Genomic DNA, 17,238 nt, shown 5'->3' with positions numbered 1-17,238 from the left:
CGGCGGCCGGGACGACGGCGGGCTCTTCCCCGGCATGACCCGAGGAGGACCAGACATGACCACGAGCACCACCACCGACACACCACCGCCACCGCGGATGCGATCCCGCGTCGCCATCGCCAGCCTGGTCGGCACCACCATCGAGGGTTACGACTTCGTCCTCTACGGGCTGGCCGCGGCCACCGTGTTCGGCCCGCTGTTCTTCGCCCCCGCCGACCCGTTGGTCGGCACCATGGCCGCGTTCGCCACCTACGCCGTCGGCTTCATTGCCCGCCCCATCGGAGGCGTGCTCGGCGGCCACTTCGGGGACCGGATCGGCCGCAAATCGGTCCTGGTCGCCTCCCTGCTGCTCACCGGCCTGGCCACCACCGCCATCGGCCTGTTGCCCACCCACGACACCGCCGGCTGGATCGCCCCGGCCCTGTTGCTGGCCCTGCGCGTGCTGCAGGGCGTCGGCTATGGCGCCGAATGGGCGGGAGCCGCCCTGATGACCGTCGAACACGCGGCACCGGGCAAGCGCGGATTCACCAGCAGCGCCACCCAGATCGGCCCGAGCGCCGGCATGCTGCTGGCCACCGGCGTCCTGCTCGCCCTCGAATCGGCCATGCCCGAGGACGCCTACCTGGCCTGGGGCTGGCGGTTGCCGTTCCTGGCCAGCATCCTGCTGGTGGTCGTCGGGTTGATCGTGCGCCTGAAGATCGAGGACAGCGCCTCGTTCAAGCGCGTCGTGGACACCGACGCCGTCGCCCGCCGCCCCGTGCTGGAATCGCTGCGCACCCACCCCCGCCAGGTCGCCCTGACCACCGGGCTGCGACTGGCCCAGAACGCGTTCTACTACGTCTACACCGTCTTCATCCTCACCTACCTGACCCAGGGTGGCACCAGCCGCGAAACCGGGTTGCAGGCCATCCTCATCGCCTCGGCGCTCGGCCTGGTCTCCGTCCCCTTCTGGGGCTGGGTCTCCGACCGGATCGGCCGCCGCCGCACGTACCTCTTCGGCGGGATCTTCAGCATCCTGGTGGCCCTGGTTGCCTTCCCGCTGCTGGACACCGGCAACTTCGTGCTCATCGTGTTCACCGTCGTGCTGGGCATGAACATCGGACACGACGCCATGTACGGGCCGCAGGCCGCGTTCTTCGCCGAACTGTTCGACACCCGGGTGCGCTTCAGTGGAGTCTCGCTGGGCTACCAGATCGGTTCGGTCCTCGGCGGAGGCCTGGCCCCGCTGGTCGCCACCGCCCTGCTCGCCGCCGGCGGTGGCAGCCCCTTCTGGGTCATCGCCTACTTCGTCGGCGTCGGGGCCATCACCCTGGTCACCACGCTGCTCGCCCCGGAAACCGGGGCGCGTGACCTGGATGCACGGCACGACGCCGATGCCTCCTCCCAGCCCGAGCCCGCCACCATCAGTTAGGACCCCTCATGAGTGAAACCACCACGGCGACCACCAGCGCCGCCATCACCGTCCCGGATGGATCCGAGGCACGCTACGCCGCCCTCGCGGCGCGCTTCCGCCCCGTCTTCGCCCGCATCGCCGAGGGGGCCGTCACCCGCGAACAGGACCACGTGCTGCCCTTCGAGCAGATCGGCTGGCTCAAGGAAGCCGGCTTCACCGCGTTGCGCGTTCCGGCCGAACACGGCGGTGACCCCGTCACCCACGAACACCTCTTCCGTCTGCTCATCGAGCTGGCCGAAGCCGACTCGAACGTCTCGCACCTGCTGCGTTCGCATTTCTCCTTCGTCGAGACCATCGCCTTGCAGCCGCGCACCTTCCGCGACCTCTGGTTCCCCCGCGTCCTCGCCGGGGAGATCTTCGGCAACGCGGCCACCGAACGCGGCGGCAACGCGCTGGGGACCACCGCGACACGGCTTTCACAGCACGACGACGGATGGGTCCTCAACGGCGCCAAGTACTACACGACGGGCAGCATCTTCGCCGACTGGATCGTCGTGATGGCCAGCACCGAGGGAATCGACGGCCGGCAATACGCCGTCGTGCGGGCCGACGCCGCGGGCGTGGTCATCCACGACGACTGGGACGGCTTCGGCCAACCCCTGACCGGCACCGGAACCGCCCTCTTCGAGAACGTGTCCGTCGAGGAATCCAACATCATCCACCGCAAGGTCACCAGCACCCTGGAACCAGCCTTCTTCCAACTCGTCCTGCTCGCCGTGCTAGCCGGCATCGGGCGGGCAGCCCTCCGGGACGCCTCGGCCCTGGTGGCCACCCGGACCCGGACCTTCAACACCGGATCCGGCGGGCTGTTCCGCGACGATGCGCAGATCCAGGAGCATGTCGGCACCCTGGCCGCCCGGGTCTACGCCGCCGAGGCCATCGTTGCAGCGGCGGCCCGCGATCTGGATGCCGCCGTCGACCCCGACCTCGGGCTCGATGCCGAAGCAGCCTTCCTGCGCGCCGAACTCGGCGTGGAAAAGGCCCACGTGGCCATTCCGCCCCTCGTCCTGGAGGCCACCACGGCCCTCTTCGATGTCACCGGCGCCTCGGCCACCAGCCGCGGCAAGTCGCTGGACCGGCACTGGCGCAATGCCCGCACGGTCGCCACCCACAACCCCGCGGTCTTCAAGGCCCGCGCGGTCGGGGACTTCCACGTCAACGGCACCATCCCCACCGGGCTGAACAGCATCGGCGAAGCCACCACCACCGACCAGGGGAGCACCTCCGCATGAGCACCACCGAACGCCCCCGCCTGCTGCTGAGCGCCTTTTTGATGAACACCCCCAGCCATATCCTGGGCGGTCAATGGCGCCACCCCGAGGCGCAACAGCACCGCTTCAACGATGTGCGGATGTGGGTGGACCTGGCCCGCCAACTCGAAGACGCCAAATTCGATGCCATGTTCTTCGCCGACGTCGTGGGACTGTATGGAAACCACGAGGGCGGCTGGGCGTCCCTGGTCGACAAGGGCCTGCAGATCCCCTCCAACGATCCGCTGGTCCTGGCGTCCGCGCTGGCTGCCACCACGTCGGAGATCGGGCTGGCCCTGACCAGTTCCGTCGTGCAATCGGAGCCGTTCCAGATGGCCCGCCAATTCTCGACCCTGGACCACCTCTCCGGCGGCCGCGTCGCCTGGAACATCGTGACCAGCGTGCTGGAGAACGCGCATCGGAACTTCGGGGCGAAGGGGCTCGCCGCGCATGAGGACCGCTACGACTGGGCCGACGAATACGTCGCGGCCGTCTACAAGCTCTGGGAGGGGTCCTGGGAGGACGGTGCCCTGCTGGCCGACAAGCAGGCGGGCCGCTTTGCCGACCCGGCGCTGATCAACAAGATCCACCACGAGGGCAAGCGGTATTCCATCGAGGGCCCGCACCTGACCTCACCCAGCCCGCAACGCACCCCGTTCCTCTTCCAGGCCGGCAGCTCACCGCGCGGTAAGGCGTTCGCCGCAGCCCACGCCGAGGCCACGTTCCTCTTCGCCCCGCATACCGATTACGTGCGCCGGCAGACGGCAGCGATCCGTGGTCTCGAAGCACAGGCCGGACGGGCGCCGGGGGATGTGAAGATCTTCGCCGGATTGTCGTTCGTCGTGGGCAGCACCGAGGAAGAGGTCCGTCGCAAGGAGGCCGAGTACGACGAGTACCTGGACCTGGATGCGATCATCGCCCACATCGGGGGCGGCATCGGCGTGGACCTGGGTGGGCTGGACCACGACACCTTGTTGGGCGACGTCGAAACGGAGGGCGCCCGCGGAGTCCTCGAAGCGGCCATCGCCTCCGTCCCCGGGGGGAAGCCAACCATCGGCGACCTGGCCCGCTACCGGGCGAAGGCCCAGCAGATCTCCGGCACCCCCGAACAGATCGCCGACGAGCTGGAGCGCTGGCAGGACGCCGGCATCAACGGGGTGAACATCATCAACCAGATCCTTCCCGGTTCCTACACCGACTTCATCGAAGGAGCCCTGCCGGAGTTGCGGGCCCGGGGGCTGGCCCAGAGCGAGTACGCGCCGGGCACATTGCGCGAAAAGGTCTTCGGCCGTGCGGCCACCCTCGAGGGGACCCACCCGGCGGCCGGGTACCGCGGGGCGTTCACCCAACACGCCGCCACGGCCACGCAGGCGGCGCCGGCCCCGGTGGGCTGACGCGCCGGGCTGACCTGCCGGGCCGCGGCTTGTAGTGTGGTGGCCATGACGGAACCAGCTGCGCAGAACAACCCGTCCGAGGCCGCACTGGCCGGTGTCCCGGATGCCCAGATCCCCGACGTCGACATCCCGGAACCGGACATCGCCGACGTCGAGATCCCGGCAGTACCGGGGGAAGACCCCGGGGTGGGGGACAGCGGCCTGCCCGCCGGCCTATTCGGTGAATCCACCCGTCCGGGGGATATCCCCGAACCGGTGGTCCCCGAGGTCGAGGGCCCGCCCCTGGGAACCACCGACCCCCAGCTGCGCACCGGCGACCCGGCGAAGGGGACCACCGAACCGGTCCTGAACGTCGGGGACCCCGTCCTGGCGGAGCCGGTCTTGAACGAACCCGTCCTCGGCGGGGCCGGAGCCGACGGCCCGGCGTTGAGCCTGCACCACATCAACGACCGGGACACGATCCGCCGTCTGCTCACCACCCCGGCCCGCTGGGCCATCGTCGGGTTGTCCAACAACCCGATGCGTGCCGCCGTCGGCGTCGCGCGCATCATCCGCGACGAGCTCGGCATGGACATCGTCCCGGTCTCGCTCAAGGGCGACACCGTGCACGGCGAACGCGGCTACACCCGGCTGGACCAGATCCCGGGAACCATCGACGTCGTGGACTGCTTCGTGAACTCCACCAAGGTCGGGGCCATCGTGGACCAGGCCATCGACATCGGCGCGAAGGCCGTCTGGCTGCAGGTCGGCGTGATCGACGAGGAGGCCGCGGCCCGGGCCAAGGCCGCCGGACTCGACGTGGTGATGGATGCCTGCCCGGCGATCGAACGCCGCAACGTCATCCTCGAGTAGCCGGACCTATTCCATCTGGTCGTAGCGGGCACGCAGGAACAGGAAGATCCCGTACGCCATGAGCCCCACGGCCATGGCGGTCAACGCCGCAGGGCCCGCCGGCTGGTCACGGACCGCCTGCAGCGCCCCGTCGACGCCGGTGGCATCCTGCGGATCATGCTGGAGCGTGGCGACGATGAACAACAGGCCCACGGCGGCCAGGACCAGGCCCTTGGCCACGTATCCCACGGTGCCGAAGCCGTTGACGAGCCACCGCATGGTCTGGTTCTCCTGCGGGCGCAGGATCTTCTGGAAGCTGCGGGAGACCCCGCGGTAGACGAAGTATCCGCCGATGCCGATGACCACCAGCCCGGCAACCACCAGTGCCACGCTGCCCGGTCCGGAGGACATCAACGTGCTCGAGGCGGTGCTGCTCTGCTCCGAGGAACCCTTGCTGCTGCCCAGTGCGTAACGGATGAAGGTCGAACCGATGACCCCGAAGACGACGGCGGTGCCCGCCTGCTTGATCCGGTAGAACGCCCCGCCACTGCCGGGGAAGACCGTTTGGGCCACACACCACACGCCCAGCAGCAGGCACCCCAGGGCGCAGATCCAGATCAGCACGTCGCCGCCCGGCTGCTTCGCCAGGGTGCTGATGGCACCGGACTGGCTGGCTTCCCCGCCGGAGGCGCGCCCGACCTTGATGGCCAGGAAGCCCATGGTCAGGTGCAACACCCCGTTGGCGGCGAATCCCGTGCGGGCCACGCGCTCGAACCATTGGCTATGTGCCGCCTCGCGTGCGCCGTCGACGGCTTCTTCGGTCGTTCCCATGAGCACAGCATAGGGAATGGGTGCACCCGGAACCGCATCCGGCGCCGTCGTGCCCGGGTGGCGCCGGTCAGGCTGGGGGCGGTGCCGTGTGGCGGCGCAGCGCCAGCGGCAGGGTGGCCAGCGACAGGGCCGCAGCGACCAGCAGTGCGGTGGGGAAGGAGAACCCCGCGGCGAGCATCCCCACCAGGACCGAGCCGAGTCCCGTTCCGGCGTCGAACCCGATGTTCCAGACGGCGCTGGCCGTCCCGTAGTCGCGGCGGTCCACTGCGGAGAGCGAGAGCAGCAGGGTCAGGTTCTGCAGCCCGCCGTAGGCGATCCCGACCACGGCCATCGCCACCAACAGGAGCAGGACGCGGGTGGCGTCGGCATCCCGGATGGCCGCCGCGGCCAGGCCCAGGCCGATGACCGTGCACAGCACCAGGGGCCAGAGGAAGCGGTGTGCGCCGAACCGGTCGGCCAGGGCGCCGACCTTCCAGCGGCTCAGTGCCGCAGCCGCCGTGAGCAGGACCAGGCCGCCGGACGTGGCGGCTGGCACCGAACTGAATTGCGGGGCAAACGTGATCAGCGCGCCGCCGGCCAGGGTGACGCCGAGCAGCAGCAGCATGGGGCGCAGCAACCCGGGGGGTACCAGCCGGCGACGTGGACCGGTGGGTCCGACGCCCGGGGCGGAGGCCGCAGCGACGGAACTGGCGTGGCGGTCCGCTTGCAAGGCGCGGGCCAGGCGCGGGGTGGCGAGGATGCCGAGCAGGGGGAGGGTACCCAAGGCGAAGACGGTCCAGAAGCCGAAGGTCTCGGCCAGCCACGGACTGGCCGGGAGCACCACCAGCTGGGGGACGGCGATGGCCGCACCGTAGGCGCCGATGGCCGCGCCGTGGCGGACGGGTGGCACCAGCAGGGCGACCGCCGCCGATCCCGTGACGGTGAGGATGCCGAAGCCGACACCGCGCACGATGGACCAAGCCAGGATCCAGCCCAACTGGTCCGACACCAGCAGCAACAGGCTCGGTGCACCGAGCAGGAACAATCCGGCACCGAGCACGCGCGTGGTCCCGAAACGTTCCAGCAGGCGGGGCACCAGCCCCTGGGTGAGGACCGTGGCGAGCAGCAACGCCCCGTTGACCAGGCCGGATCCCGCGGCATCGGCGCCACCGCGCACCGCCCACAGGGGCGCCACGGACAGCAGGGCTGCATACCCGGAAAAACCGGCAGCAGTGAGCAGGAGCAGGGCCGGCATTCCCGGCGCGCTCCAGACGGAATCGCGACGGGGCGGGACGGATCGGCTCACGCTGCCCCACCCTAGCAAGCCCCGCGAAGGGGAGTGGCCCCGCCCCCGGCGTGCTCATATGAGTACGCTCAATTGCTCATATGTTATGCTCGCGGTGTTAGCCACATCACGATCGGAGCATGCCATGACGCGTCTGAACGCCGCGAACCTGTCCTCCCTCAACGACACGGTCGCCGTGCCCGGATACGATCTGGCGCAACGACGCATCGGGATCGTGCACTTCGGGGTCGGCGGATTCCACCGCGCCCACCAGGCCATGTACCTGGACGCGCTCATGAACACGGGCGCCGATCTGGACTGGGCCATCTGCGGGGTCGGGCTCATGCCGCACGACCAGCGCATGCGCGACGCGCTCGCCGGCCAGGACGGCCTCTACACGCTGGTGGACAAGGCCCCCGACGGCAGCCGCAACGCCCGCGTCATCGGCTCCATCGCCCGCTACCTCTACGCCCCGGACGACCCGGAGGCAGTGCTGGCCCAACTGGTCGACCCGGACGTGCGCATCGTCTCGCTCACCGTCACCGAAGGCGGCTACAACTACAACGCCTCCACCGGGGAATTCAACGCCTCCACCCCGGCCGTCGCCGCCGATCTCGCCGAGGGGGCGGTCCCCACCACCACGTTCGGCTTCGTCACCGAGGCGCTGCGCCGACGCCGGGAGGCCGGCACCGCGCCGTTCACGATCATGAGCTGCGACAACATCCAGGGCAACGGGCATCTCGCGGCCCGCGTCTTCTCGGCCTTCGCCACGCTGAAGGACCCGGAACTCGGCGCCTGGATGATCAAGAACGTCCCGTTCCCCAACTGCATGGTCGACCGCATCACCCCCGTCACCACCGACGCCGACCGGGCCGCCATCGCCGACGAATACGGGGTCCAGGACGAGTGGCCCGTGGTCTGCGAGGACTTCGTCCAATGGGTCCTCGAGGACAACTTCCCCACCGGACGCCCGGATTGGGGGTCGGTCGGTGTCCAGCTCGTCGACGACGTCGAACCCTACGAATTGATGAAACTGCGACTGCTCAACTGCAGCCACCAGGGCATCGCCTACCTCGGGTACCTCGCCGGCTACCGCTTCGCCCACGAAGCCTGCAGCGACCAGCTCTTCATCGACTTCCTGCTCGCCTACATGGAACGCGAGGCCACCCCCACACTCAGGCCCGTCCCCGGCATCGATCTGGACTCCTACCGCCACCAGCTCATCGAACGCTTCGCCAACGAACAGATCCAGGACACCCTGGCCCGCCTGGCCGCCGAATCCTCCGACAGGATCCCCACCTGGCTGGTCCCGGTCATCCGGGCCAACCTGTCCGACGGCGGTGCGGTGCGCCTGAGCGCCGCCATCGTCGCCTCCTGGGCGCGCTACGCCCGCGGCGTCGACGAATCAGGACAGCCCATCGAGGTCGTGGACCGGCTCCGGGAACGCGTCATGGCGGCCGCCGCCGCCCAAGATGAGGACCCGTTGGCCTTCCTGCGCGATCCCGAACTCTTCGGCGACCTCGCCGAGCGCGAGGATTTCACGAAGCCCTATCTGGAGGCGCTGGCCATCCTGGACGACGGCGGGGCGTTGGCTTTGCTGCGCACCCTCCGCGAGGACGGCTGGCAGTAGGCGGGACTGGTTCTTCGGCTAACGTGCCGGCGGGGCCTGCGCGGCAACGGGACGGTCCCAGATGACGACGAGTGCCGTCGCGATCGGCCCGAGGAACAGCCCCAGAACGAACCAGATCCACCGGCGACGGCCTTTGGTCTCGGCCAAGCCGGCGGTGACGATGGCCAGTGCCAGCCACCATCCGCCGTTGGCGGTCACTGTAGAAGTATCCATCCGAAGAGCTTCCTTTCGTTGGGCCGCCGCGTCTGCGGTGGCTACACCCCGTAGAGGCGGGTGCGTTCGGCGGCGTACAGGCTACGGGACTGCGCGCCCCAGGTCTCGCCCGAGGGGCTGAGCCGGGTCCCGACCCGGCGTTCGAAGGCGGGCAGTGTGCCGGTGGCAGCCCAGGCGGCCTGCCGCGCGGCCCCGAGGGCCACGTACTCGCCCGCTTCCAGGACATCGACCTCGAGGCCCAGCAGGTCCGGTGCCACCGCGCGCAGGGACTTCGAGCGTGCCCCGCCGCCGATCAGCAGCGCCCGCTGCGCGGGAATCGAGACCTCTGACAGGGCCTGTGCGGCATCGGCGAGGGAGTTCATCACCGAGAGCACCGAAGCCCGGGCCAGGTTCTCCCGCGTTAGCGATGCCCGGCTCAATCCCGTCAGGCTCCCGGTGGCGTCGGGCAGATTGGGGGTGCGCTCTCCGTCGAAATACGGCATGAGATTCAGCCCGCCCGCCAGTGGGTCGCCCGCGGAGGCAAGGCGGTCGAATTCGGCCAACTCGACGCCGAGGAGTTCGGCGGTGGTGGCCATGACCCGCGCCGAGTTGATGACTGCCAGCAAGGGCAGGTAGCCGCCGGTGGCATCGGCGAATCCTGCCACCGCCCCGGTGGGGTCCGCTGTGGGGCGGCCGGGTACCGATGCGAATACGGTCCCGGAGGTGCCGATCGACACGGCGATCTCTCCGGCCTCCATGCCCAGGCCCAGCGCCGCCGCCGCATTGTCTCCGGCCCCGGCGGAGACCGGTGGTTCGCCGACGCCGAAGGAGGCGAGAAGCGCTCCTCCGGACGTGTCGGGGGCGATGACCTCGGGAAGCTCGGGAACCCTGCCGAAGTATTCGTGCAGCAGGGCTTCCCGGTAGCCGGTCTCCGGGTGGTAGTAAGCGGTCCCGCTGGCGTCCGACCGGTCGGTGAACCACCGTCCCGTCAGCACGTGGTTGAGGTAGTCGTGCGGCAGCACCACCCGGTGGACCCGCGCGGCCGCGTCCGGTTCGTGACGCGCCAGCCAGGCCAACTTGGTCAGGGTGAAGGAGGCCACCGGAACGGCACCGACCTCCGAGGCCCAGAAGGCGGCGCCATGGTCCTCGACCATCGCTGCGGCCTGGCGGGCACTGCGTGTGTCGTTCCACAGCAGGGCATCGAAGACCGGCTGGTTGTCGGCGTCCAGCGCCACCATGCCGTGCTGCTGGGCTGCGAGGCCGACGCCGATGACGGTGCCTGCGGAGCCGGGGTCCGCCTGGCGCCAGGCCTGATGCAGGGCGTCGGCCCAGATGCGCGGGTCGATGCTGGTCCCGTCGGGGTGTGCCACCTTGGCCGAACGCAGTTCCCCGCCCGTCGCCGCGTCCAGGACCAGGACCTTGCAGGATTGCGTGGAGGAATCGATGCCGACGACGACGCGCTTCATGCGGTGGCCCCGTCCGTCGCCGGGTTTTCGTCAGCCAGTCCCAGCTCGGCACCCAGATGCCTGGCCAGTTCGGGGCCGATGACCAGGTGATTCGCGATTCCAGCGGCAACTGCAGCACGCACGCCGGCTACACCCTCTTCGCTCGGGGCCACCAGCACCACCCGGGGTGTGGAGATGAGTTGCTGCAAGGTCACCGCGATGACGCAGTCGTCCAGGCCGCCATCGGCTGCCGACCCGTCGGAGGCCAACAGGCGTCCGGAGCATTCCGCGACGGCGCCGGCCGCGGTGGCCGCCTTCCGCTGGGCGGGGGAGACCCGCTCGTACACTGTCGACTTTCCTGCAGCCCAATCGCCGAGGGAGACGACGGCGACATCGAGTTCATCGGCGGCGTGCAGTGCGTCGGAGATTTCCGGCTGGCGCCGCAGGCTGGCGGCGGTGTCCGCCGATTCGACGATCAGTGGAGCAGGCAGCGGCCAGGTCCGGCCTCCGGCTACCTGACCGAGACGGTGGATCAGTGAACCCGATCCGCCGCCTCCCGTCACGGAGATGGAGCCGGCCAATTGGACCACGTCACAGGAGGGCAGGTCGGGGAGGTATCCGGCCATGGCCTGCAGGGTGCGGGACCAGGAAACGCCGAGTCGGCAGCCGTCGGTGACGATGTCGGCCACGATCCCGGCGGCAGTGCGGGCCAGCTGGTCACGCGCATCCCCCGTTCCCGGGGCGATGGTCACCGACTCGATGCCCAGGGCCGCCGCCAGCTGTGCTCCGCTGGCCGGGTGCGCTGCCGGACGGCGGATCGTGATCGTCACGATCCCCTCGCGGCGCGCCTCGTCGAGGTAGCGGGCCACTTGGAAGCGCGAGATCCCGTGGCTTTTGGCGATCTCCACCTTGGACTCGTTGTCGAGGTAGTACTCGCTGGCGATCTGGGCCAGCATCTCCTCGTGCCGTTCTGGCATGTGGCCTACCTCGTCTTCCGCCGATGGCGCGTCGCGCCGGACTCATGTGAGTTGCAAGTCTTGCTCAAATGATCTTATATGACTAGAGTCACATAACAAATGAGCACTTGATCACCATCATATGAGCGAATAGGCGTCGCTCGGGCGAGGAGCAAGCTATGGCGATTCGGGACCTGTCCCTCAGCCGCCGGGGATTCATCGGAGCTGGAGTCGGTGCCATGGCGGCCGCCGGGCTCAGCGCCTGTTCGGGGTCGGCGACGGCGGGAGGGAAATCCAGCCTCGTCGTCGCCATCGTCTCCAACCCGCAGATGACCGACGCGATTTCGCTGATGAAGGACTTCCGCTCCAAGCATCCGAACATCGACGTGCGCTTCGTGTCCCTGCCGGAGAATGAGGCCCGGGCGAAGATCACCGCCTCGGTCGCCACCCAGGGTGGGGAATTCGACGTCGTGATGATCTCCAACTACGAGACGCCCATGTGGGCCGAGAACGGGTGGATCACCGATCTGAACCCGTTCATGAAGCAGACCGAGGGCTATGACTCCCAGGACTTCATCCCGACCATCCGTGAAGCGCTGACCCACAACGGCGGCCAGTATTCGGTGCCGTTCTATGGCGAATCCTCGTTCGTGGTCTACCGGGAGGACCTCTTCGAGAAGGCCGGACTCCACATGCCGGAGCAACCCACCTGGGAGCAGATCCGTGGGTTCGCGAAGGAACTGCACAACCCGGATGAGGATTTCGCCGGCATCTGCCTGCGCGGCCTGGCCGGCTGGGGCGAGGTCATGGCCCCGCTGGACACCGTCATCAACACCTATGGAGGGCGCTGGTTCGACGAGGACTGGAATGCCACCCTGGACACCCCGGAGGTCCACGACGCCGTCGCCGGATATGTCGACCTGGTCCGCACCTACGGCCAGCCTGGCGCCGCGACCTCCGGATATGGCGACTGCATCACCCGGTTCTCCCAGGGCAATGCGGCCATGTGGTACGACGCGACGGCCATGGTCTCCTCCATCGAGGACCCGAAATCGTCGCGGGTCACCGGCAAGACCAACTACGCGCTGGCCCCGGTGAAGGAAACCGATTCCGCCGGCTGGCTGTACACGTGGGCCCTGGCCATCCCGGAGACCAGCAAGAACAAGCAGGCCGCCTGGGACTTCATCGCCTGGATGACCAACAAGGACTACATGAAGCTCGTCGGCAACTCCCTCGGGTGGGAACGCCTGCCGCCGGGCAGCCGGAATTCGACCTATGAGATCCCGGAGTACGCGAAGGTCGCGAAGGACTACGCGAACCCGACCCTGAAGGCCATGGGCAACGCGACGCAGGACAAGTCCATGGTCAACCCCGTTCCCTACACCGGACTGCAGTTCGTGGGCATCCCCGAGTTCCAGGACCTGGGTACCCGGGTCGCCCAACAGATCTCCGCTTCCATCGCCGGCAGCCAAAGCGTGGAGGACGCGCTGCGGCAATCGCAGGACTTCGCGGCCACCGTGGCCCGGACCTACCAGAAGAAGGGCTAGGCCATGAGCACGATGACCGAAACGCGACGGCGTGGGGCCGCGGGCTCCGGCCCGGACGAGGCGGAACTGCGCCGGGCCAAGCGCCGGGATGGATGGAGCCGCCGGCTTCCCCTGTTGCCGGCCCTGATCTTCACCATCGTGGTGACGCAGCTGCCGTTCCTGCTGACCATCTGGTATTCGCTGCGCTCCTGGAACCTGTTGCGTCCCGACGGCAACATCTTCGTGGGCCTGCAGAACTTCGTGGACATCTTCACCGATTCCACGTTCCGGGTGGCAGCCCTGAACTCGATCCTGATCACCTTGGGCTGCGTCGTCGTCGCCCTGGTCCTGGGCACCGTCTTCGCGGTGCTGCTGGACCGGGAGTTCCTGGGCCGGGGCATCGTGCGCACGCTGCTGATCACCCCGTTCCTGATCATGCCGGTCGCCTCCTCGATGTTGTGGAGCGTCTCGATGCTCAACCCCAGCTACGGCATGGTCAACTGGGTCATCGGGCTGGTGGGCATCGACCCGATCGACTTCACTTCCTCGGCGCCGCTGCTCTCGGTGATCATCGCCCTGGTGTGGCAGTGGACGCCGTTCATGATGCTGCTGATCCTGGCCGGTCTCCAGGCCCAATCGAAGGATGTGCTCGAGGCGGCCTCGCTGGACGGTGCCGGCTGGTGGAAGACCTTCACCTTGGTCACCATGCCCCAGCTGCGCCGCTACATGGAACTGGCTGTGCTGCTGGGCTCCATCTACGTGGTCAACACCTTCGACCAGATCTACCTGATGACCGCCGGCGGACCCGGTACCGCCAGCGCCAACCTCCCCTTCTACATCTACCAGCGCGCGTTCCTGGGCTTCGACATCGGACAGGCCGCCGCCATGGGCGTCATCGTGGTCATCGCGACCATCGTCATCGCCACCTTCGCGCTGCGCCTGATCTTCCGCAGCTTCGACGACAAGGAGCAGGCATGAGCACCACGACCCTCGAGTCCCCGCGCAAAGGCACGACGGCGGGGCGCGGCGACATCGTGAAGCCCCGGCGCAAGGGAGTCATCAGCGGAAGCGTGCTGACCACGGTCACCTGGATCGTTGCGTTGGTCTTCTTCGCCCCGATCGCCTGGATGGTGATGACGTCCTTCAAGCAGGAGAACGTCGCTGCCTCCAATCCTCCGGCCTTCTTCTTCGAGCCGACTCTGGACCAGTACAAGGCGGTGATCGCCTCCGACGCGGGGCCCTACTTCCTGAACTCGCTCATCGCCACCGGCGTCTCCACCCTGCTGGTCATCGTCCTGGCCATCCCGGCGTCATACGCGCTGAGCATCCGGCCGGTGAAGAAGACCTCGGACGTGCTCTTCTTCTTCATCTCCACCAAGATGCTCCCCGTCGTCGCGGTGATCATGCCGATCTACGTGATCTCCGGGCAGCTGCGCGCGCTGGACAGCATCTGGACGCTGGTGGTCCTCTATACGGCCATGAACCTGCCGATCGCCGTCTGGATGATGCGCTCGTTCTTCCAAGAGGTCCCCGGGGAGGTCCTCGAGGCCGCCTCCATGGACGGTGCCGGACTGATCAAGACACTGCGATCAGTGCTGATCCCGATGGTCACCCCGGGTATCGCGGCCACTGCGCTGATCTGCGTGATCTTCTCCTGGAACGAGTTCTTCTTCGCCCTGAACCTCACCGCTGCCAAGGCGGCGACGGTGCCGGTGTTCCTCATGTCGCAGATGACCAGCGAGGGCCTGTTCCTCGCCCAGCTCTCCGCGGCCTCGGTGCTGGCCTCGCTGCCGGTGGTCCTGGCCGGCTGGCTGGCGCAGAAGCAGCTGGTCCGCGGCCTGTCCATGGGCGCCGTGAAGTAAACCCCGCCTCCCATCGATGGACGACGCCGGTGTCCCCGCGGGTGCCGGCGTCGTCGCGCGTAGGATGCCGGGTATGGACAACGCGAGCTTCAGCACCGCCTGCCTGGCGTTGGCCGGCGCCTACGAGGACCACCCCTTTGGCCCCGAGATCACCGTATTCAAGGTCGCCGGACGGCCCGGAGGGCGGGCCAAGATGTTCGCCCTGTTGTGGGACGGATCGGACCCGGCCCATGCGAATCTGAAGTGCGAGCCGGACCTGGCGGATCAGCTGCGGACCGTCCACCCGGAGATCACTCCTGGCTATCACATGAGCAAGAAGCACTGGAACACCGTGCGTTGCACCGGGTCTGTCGATGATGCGATGGCCCGCGATCTCATCGAGGACTCCTATGATCTGGTCGTCGAGTCCCTGCCCCAAGCTGACCGCAAACGGCTTGGGTGGAAGGGCCTGGCCCGGGGATAGGCTGGATGCATGATTTTCATTGTCGTGAAGTACAAGGTCAAGCCCGAATTCGTTGATTCGTTCATCGAGATCAACCGCCCCTTCACCGAGGCCACGCGGGCCGAGGAAGGCAACCTCTGGTTCGAATGGTCGCGCAGCGTCGAGGTGGAGAACGAGTTCGTCCTCGTCGAGGCGTTCAAGGATGGTTCAGGTGAGGCGCATGTGCGCAGCGATCACTTCGCCGCCGGCCTCGAAGCCATGCGCCCGGCGCTCGCCGAAACCCCGCAGATCGTCAGCCGTCAGATCGAGGGCGAAGGCTGGGAGGAGATGGGCGAGCTGAAGGTCGACGCCTAGCTTGCCTCGCCGGTCGTGACCGTGACGCTGCTCGCGACCGGCGTTCCATGTTCGACCGTGCGGGAGACCGTGCAGTACTTGTCGTGCGACAGCGCGACCAATCGTTCGACCATGCTGGCGGCCTTCCGGCCGTCAGCATCGTCATTAAAGGCCAGGTCGAATGCGAGCTGCAGGTCATCCATGCGGTTGGCTCCGCCCTCGTCGACGACCTTGTCGCCCGACGCGGTGACCGCAAACTTAGTCGGCTCGGCACTGCGCGACGTGGCGATATCCACGTCGATGGCCGAGCAGCCAGCGATGGCGGCCAGCAGCAGTTCGACAGGGGAGAGAAGTCCTTCGCTCTGGCCGAACTCAATCTCGGCACCGGCCGCATTGCGGGCGGTGTAGTGGCCCGTGGCCACGCGGGACAGCTCGATGGAACGGGCGTTGGGATTCTCGTTTTCGCTCATGTGTTCATGATGCCACTGCCGGTTCGAATCTGGACTCCCCGAATGGCGATGTGAAATCCGCTGCCGGCTGCGGCGGGTCTAGTCGTTCCACTCAAGTCCGAGGATCTCGAATGCGGCCCCGATCTCCGGCATGTCCTCGGTGAGAGCAGACACCCCGAGTCTCAAAACATACGGGCTGGTGGGAGCATCCGTTTCGGCCTGTTCGAAGACCGACCACAGCTCCATATCTTCACCGTGCCGCGACGTGAACCGCACGCCATCTACGTCGTCTTGCAGGAAGAGGTAGGCAGCGACTGCTTGTGTCATCGATCGAGCCTCTCCGTTCTTCAGTAGCGCGGCATCGAAGTCATAGTGGCCGTCCTCCAGCGTCTTGCGGATGAAGTGGGGATGAAGGGCCGCGATCGTCTCCGTATCCGTGACATCGCAATGGCGGCCGGTCAGGATGGCTTCGGCGGCACATCTGGGGCGCAACCAAGCCCGGTCGACTTTCCCGGGGGCGATCGTGGGATAGTGCTCCGCGTCCAACGGATCCTCGACTATTGCTTCGAGTGCTTCAGCAACGTATTTTTCCCTGCGCGCATGGGCGAGAACCTCGACAAGGCAACTGAGAACCGCATTCCCAAAATAGAGTGTCCTGAACCGCCCGTCAGGGTCGTCCCATCGGCCCTGGAAGCGCCCATTCGTGGAGTAGCTCCAGTCGGCCCACGCGAGTGGGTCGGGCTGGTATCCGATTCTCCAGACTGCCGCGTGTGGGGGGGTGAGCAATCTTGAGCGCCATGATGGATTCCTAGGCGATAAAGCTGCGTGCTGCCGCGAGGACTTCTGCGGCCGACTGTTCAGGATCGCCATCCCGGAGTAGTCGAGCCGGTGAACGATCTGAGAGTTGTGGATTCATCCCCATGAACCATGTCTGCACTACCGAAGGGTCTTCCCTTTCCGATAGCAAGGCTGCGACTTGATATGCATCCCGCAGGCGCAGCCGTACTCCTTCGGACTGGGGTTCGCGAACGCCGTCCGCCCATTCCCGGACTGCCCGGGTTTCCTTGACGCCGCCGACGTATGCCACGAGCCGGGCACCGAGGATCTCGCGCAGCGCACCGACTACCTGCGCGATCGGCCACGTTCGTGAATTCCGATACGCGGTAAGGCCTGTGTGGGGGACGAACGGGGCGGTTGTCATGGTCCTATCCTCCCCGCCCCCAGCCCATTTCACAAGGTCAGTTACAACCTGAATCACATGCTCTGTGACGTCTCGTGAGAGTAGTTCCGACGACCATCGTTCAGTTGTAGGGGCATTGCGGAGAAAAAGTGCTGGGGGGCCCGGCTGGGATTCCATCGAAACGTGAGATCACCTGCGAC

At 67.6% G+C, this 17,238-nt stretch carries 18 protein-coding genes; 10 read left to right on the top strand and 8 right to left on the bottom strand.

Going from position 1 to position 17,238, the window contains the following annotated elements; translation table 11 throughout:
- The first annotated feature begins 55 nt into the window (after positions 1 to 55).
- The 4 genes from ABD088_RS01875 to ABD088_RS01860 all read left to right on the top strand — a co-directional run bounded on the left by ABD088_RS01875 (position 56) and on the right by ABD088_RS01860 (position 4,949).
- Positions 56 to 1,411 carry an MFS transporter gene (locus ABD088_RS01875; protein WP_343899712.1) on the top strand — a complete coding sequence of 452 codons (1,356 nt, stop codon included), beginning with the start codon at positions 56 to 58 and terminating at the stop codon, positions 1,409 to 1,411.
- An 8-nt stretch (positions 1,412 to 1,419) separates the two neighbouring features.
- Positions 1,420 to 2,685, top strand: a complete 1,266-nt coding sequence (locus ABD088_RS01870; RefSeq protein ID WP_343899711.1) for an acyl-CoA dehydrogenase family protein — start codon at positions 1,420 to 1,422, stop codon at positions 2,683 to 2,685.
- On the top strand, positions 2,682 to 4,097 hold the full coding sequence (locus ABD088_RS01865; protein ID WP_343899710.1) for an NtaA/DmoA family FMN-dependent monooxygenase: 1,416 nt from the start codon (positions 2,682 to 2,684) through the stop codon (positions 4,095 to 4,097). The genes ABD088_RS01870 and ABD088_RS01865 overlap by 4 nt, the downstream gene beginning before the upstream one ends.
- A 432-nt stretch (positions 4,098 to 4,529) precedes the next feature.
- Positions 4,530 to 4,949 (top strand): CoA-binding protein, encoded by a 420-nt coding sequence (locus ABD088_RS01860; protein ID WP_343899849.1) that lies wholly within the window; start codon positions 4,530 to 4,532, stop codon positions 4,947 to 4,949.
- 6 nt (positions 4,950 to 4,955) lie between these two features.
- Here ABD088_RS01860 and ABD088_RS01855 read toward each other — a convergent pair whose 3' ends face one another.
- Entirely contained in the window at positions 4,956 to 5,759 is an 804-nt protein-coding gene (locus ABD088_RS01855) for a DUF1206 domain-containing protein (RefSeq protein ID WP_343899708.1), read from the bottom strand.
- 67 nt (positions 5,760 to 5,826) lie between these two features.
- Positions 5,827 to 7,044 (bottom strand): MFS transporter, encoded by a 1,218-nt coding sequence (locus ABD088_RS01850; protein ID WP_343899707.1) that lies wholly within the window; start codon positions 7,042 to 7,044, stop codon positions 5,827 to 5,829.
- Positions 7,045 to 7,168: 124 nt separating this feature from the next.
- Here ABD088_RS01850 and ABD088_RS01845 point away from each other — a divergent pair, with 124 nt between their 5' ends.
- Positions 7,169 to 8,653: a mannitol dehydrogenase family protein gene (locus ABD088_RS01845; protein WP_343899706.1), complete on the top strand. Its 1,485-nt coding sequence runs from the start codon at positions 7,169 to 7,171 to the stop codon at positions 8,651 to 8,653.
- Positions 8,654 to 8,671: 18 nt separating this feature from the next.
- On the opposite strand, the gene ABD088_RS01840 is transcribed toward ABD088_RS01845, so the two are convergent.
- The 3 genes from ABD088_RS01840 to ABD088_RS01830 are packed head-to-tail and all read right to left on the bottom strand — an operon-like array spanning position 8,672 to position 11,267.
- Positions 8,672 to 8,866 carry a hypothetical protein gene (locus ABD088_RS01840; RefSeq protein WP_343899705.1) on the bottom strand — a complete coding sequence of 65 codons (195 nt, stop codon included), beginning with the start codon at positions 8,864 to 8,866 and terminating at the stop codon, positions 8,672 to 8,674.
- A 41-nt stretch (positions 8,867 to 8,907) separates the two neighbouring features.
- Entirely contained in the window at positions 8,908 to 10,311 is a 1,404-nt protein-coding gene (xylB, locus tag ABD088_RS01835) for a xylulokinase (RefSeq protein ID WP_343899704.1), read from the bottom strand.
- Positions 10,308 to 11,267 carry a sugar-binding transcriptional regulator gene (locus tag ABD088_RS01830; protein WP_343899701.1) on the bottom strand — a complete coding sequence of 320 codons (960 nt, stop codon included), beginning with the start codon at positions 11,265 to 11,267 and terminating at the stop codon, positions 10,308 to 10,310. Before ABD088_RS01830 ends, xylB begins: the two co-directional genes overlap by 4 nt.
- 158 nt (positions 11,268 to 11,425) lie before the next feature.
- Here ABD088_RS01830 and ABD088_RS01825 point away from each other — a divergent pair, with 158 nt between their 5' ends.
- The 5 genes from ABD088_RS01825 to ABD088_RS01805 all read left to right on the top strand — a co-directional run bounded on the left by ABD088_RS01825 (position 11,426) and on the right by ABD088_RS01805 (position 15,430).
- Positions 11,426 to 12,793, top strand: coding sequence for an ABC transporter substrate-binding protein (locus ABD088_RS01825; protein ID WP_343899700.1), 1,368 nt, complete (start codon positions 11,426 to 11,428; stop codon positions 12,791 to 12,793).
- A gap of 12 nt (positions 12,794 to 12,805) precedes the next feature.
- Entirely contained in the window at positions 12,806 to 13,750 is a 945-nt protein-coding gene (locus ABD088_RS01820; protein ID WP_372710783.1) for a carbohydrate ABC transporter permease, read from the top strand.
- On the top strand, positions 13,747 to 14,634 hold the full coding sequence (locus ABD088_RS01815; protein WP_343899695.1) for a carbohydrate ABC transporter permease: 888 nt from the start codon (positions 13,747 to 13,749) through the stop codon (positions 14,632 to 14,634). The genes ABD088_RS01820 and ABD088_RS01815 overlap by 4 nt, the downstream gene beginning before the upstream one ends.
- Positions 14,635 to 14,707: 73 nt before the next feature.
- Complete coding sequence (locus tag ABD088_RS01810) at positions 14,708 to 15,097, top strand: MmcQ/YjbR family DNA-binding protein (RefSeq protein ID WP_343899691.1); 390 nt, start codon at positions 14,708 to 14,710, stop codon at positions 15,095 to 15,097.
- Positions 15,098 to 15,106: 9 nt separating this feature from the next.
- Positions 15,107 to 15,430: a putative quinol monooxygenase gene (locus ABD088_RS01805; RefSeq protein WP_343899689.1), complete on the top strand. Its 324-nt coding sequence runs from the start codon at positions 15,107 to 15,109 to the stop codon at positions 15,428 to 15,430.
- On the opposite strand, the gene ABD088_RS01800 is transcribed toward ABD088_RS01805, so the two are convergent.
- The 3 genes from ABD088_RS01800 to ABD088_RS01790 all read right to left on the bottom strand — a co-directional run bounded on the left by ABD088_RS01800 (position 15,427) and on the right by ABD088_RS01790 (position 17,059).
- Entirely contained in the window at positions 15,427 to 15,879 is a 453-nt protein-coding gene (locus tag ABD088_RS01800) for an OsmC family protein (protein WP_343899688.1), read from the bottom strand. The genes ABD088_RS01805 and ABD088_RS01800 overlap by 4 nt on opposite strands.
- 78 nt (positions 15,880 to 15,957) lie before the next feature.
- Positions 15,958 to 16,728, bottom strand: coding sequence for an RES family NAD+ phosphorylase (locus ABD088_RS01795; protein ID WP_343899686.1), 771 nt, complete (start codon positions 16,726 to 16,728; stop codon positions 15,958 to 15,960).
- A complete protein-coding gene (locus ABD088_RS01790) occupies positions 16,667 to 17,059 on the bottom strand; it encodes a hypothetical protein (RefSeq protein ID WP_343899685.1) in 393 nt (130 codons plus the stop codon). Before ABD088_RS01790 ends, ABD088_RS01795 begins: the two co-directional genes overlap by 62 nt.
- Positions 17,060 to 17,238: the final 179 nt, after the last annotated feature.

The sequence above is a fragment of the Arthrobacter rhombi genome, assembly GCF_039526245.1.
GTDB classification, from domain to species: domain Bacteria; phylum Actinomycetota; class Actinomycetes; order Actinomycetales; family Micrococcaceae; genus Arthrobacter_H; species Arthrobacter_H rhombi.
The sequence above is the reverse complement of the archived record's forward strand: the minus strand, read 5'-3'. Positions and strand labels throughout refer to the sequence as shown.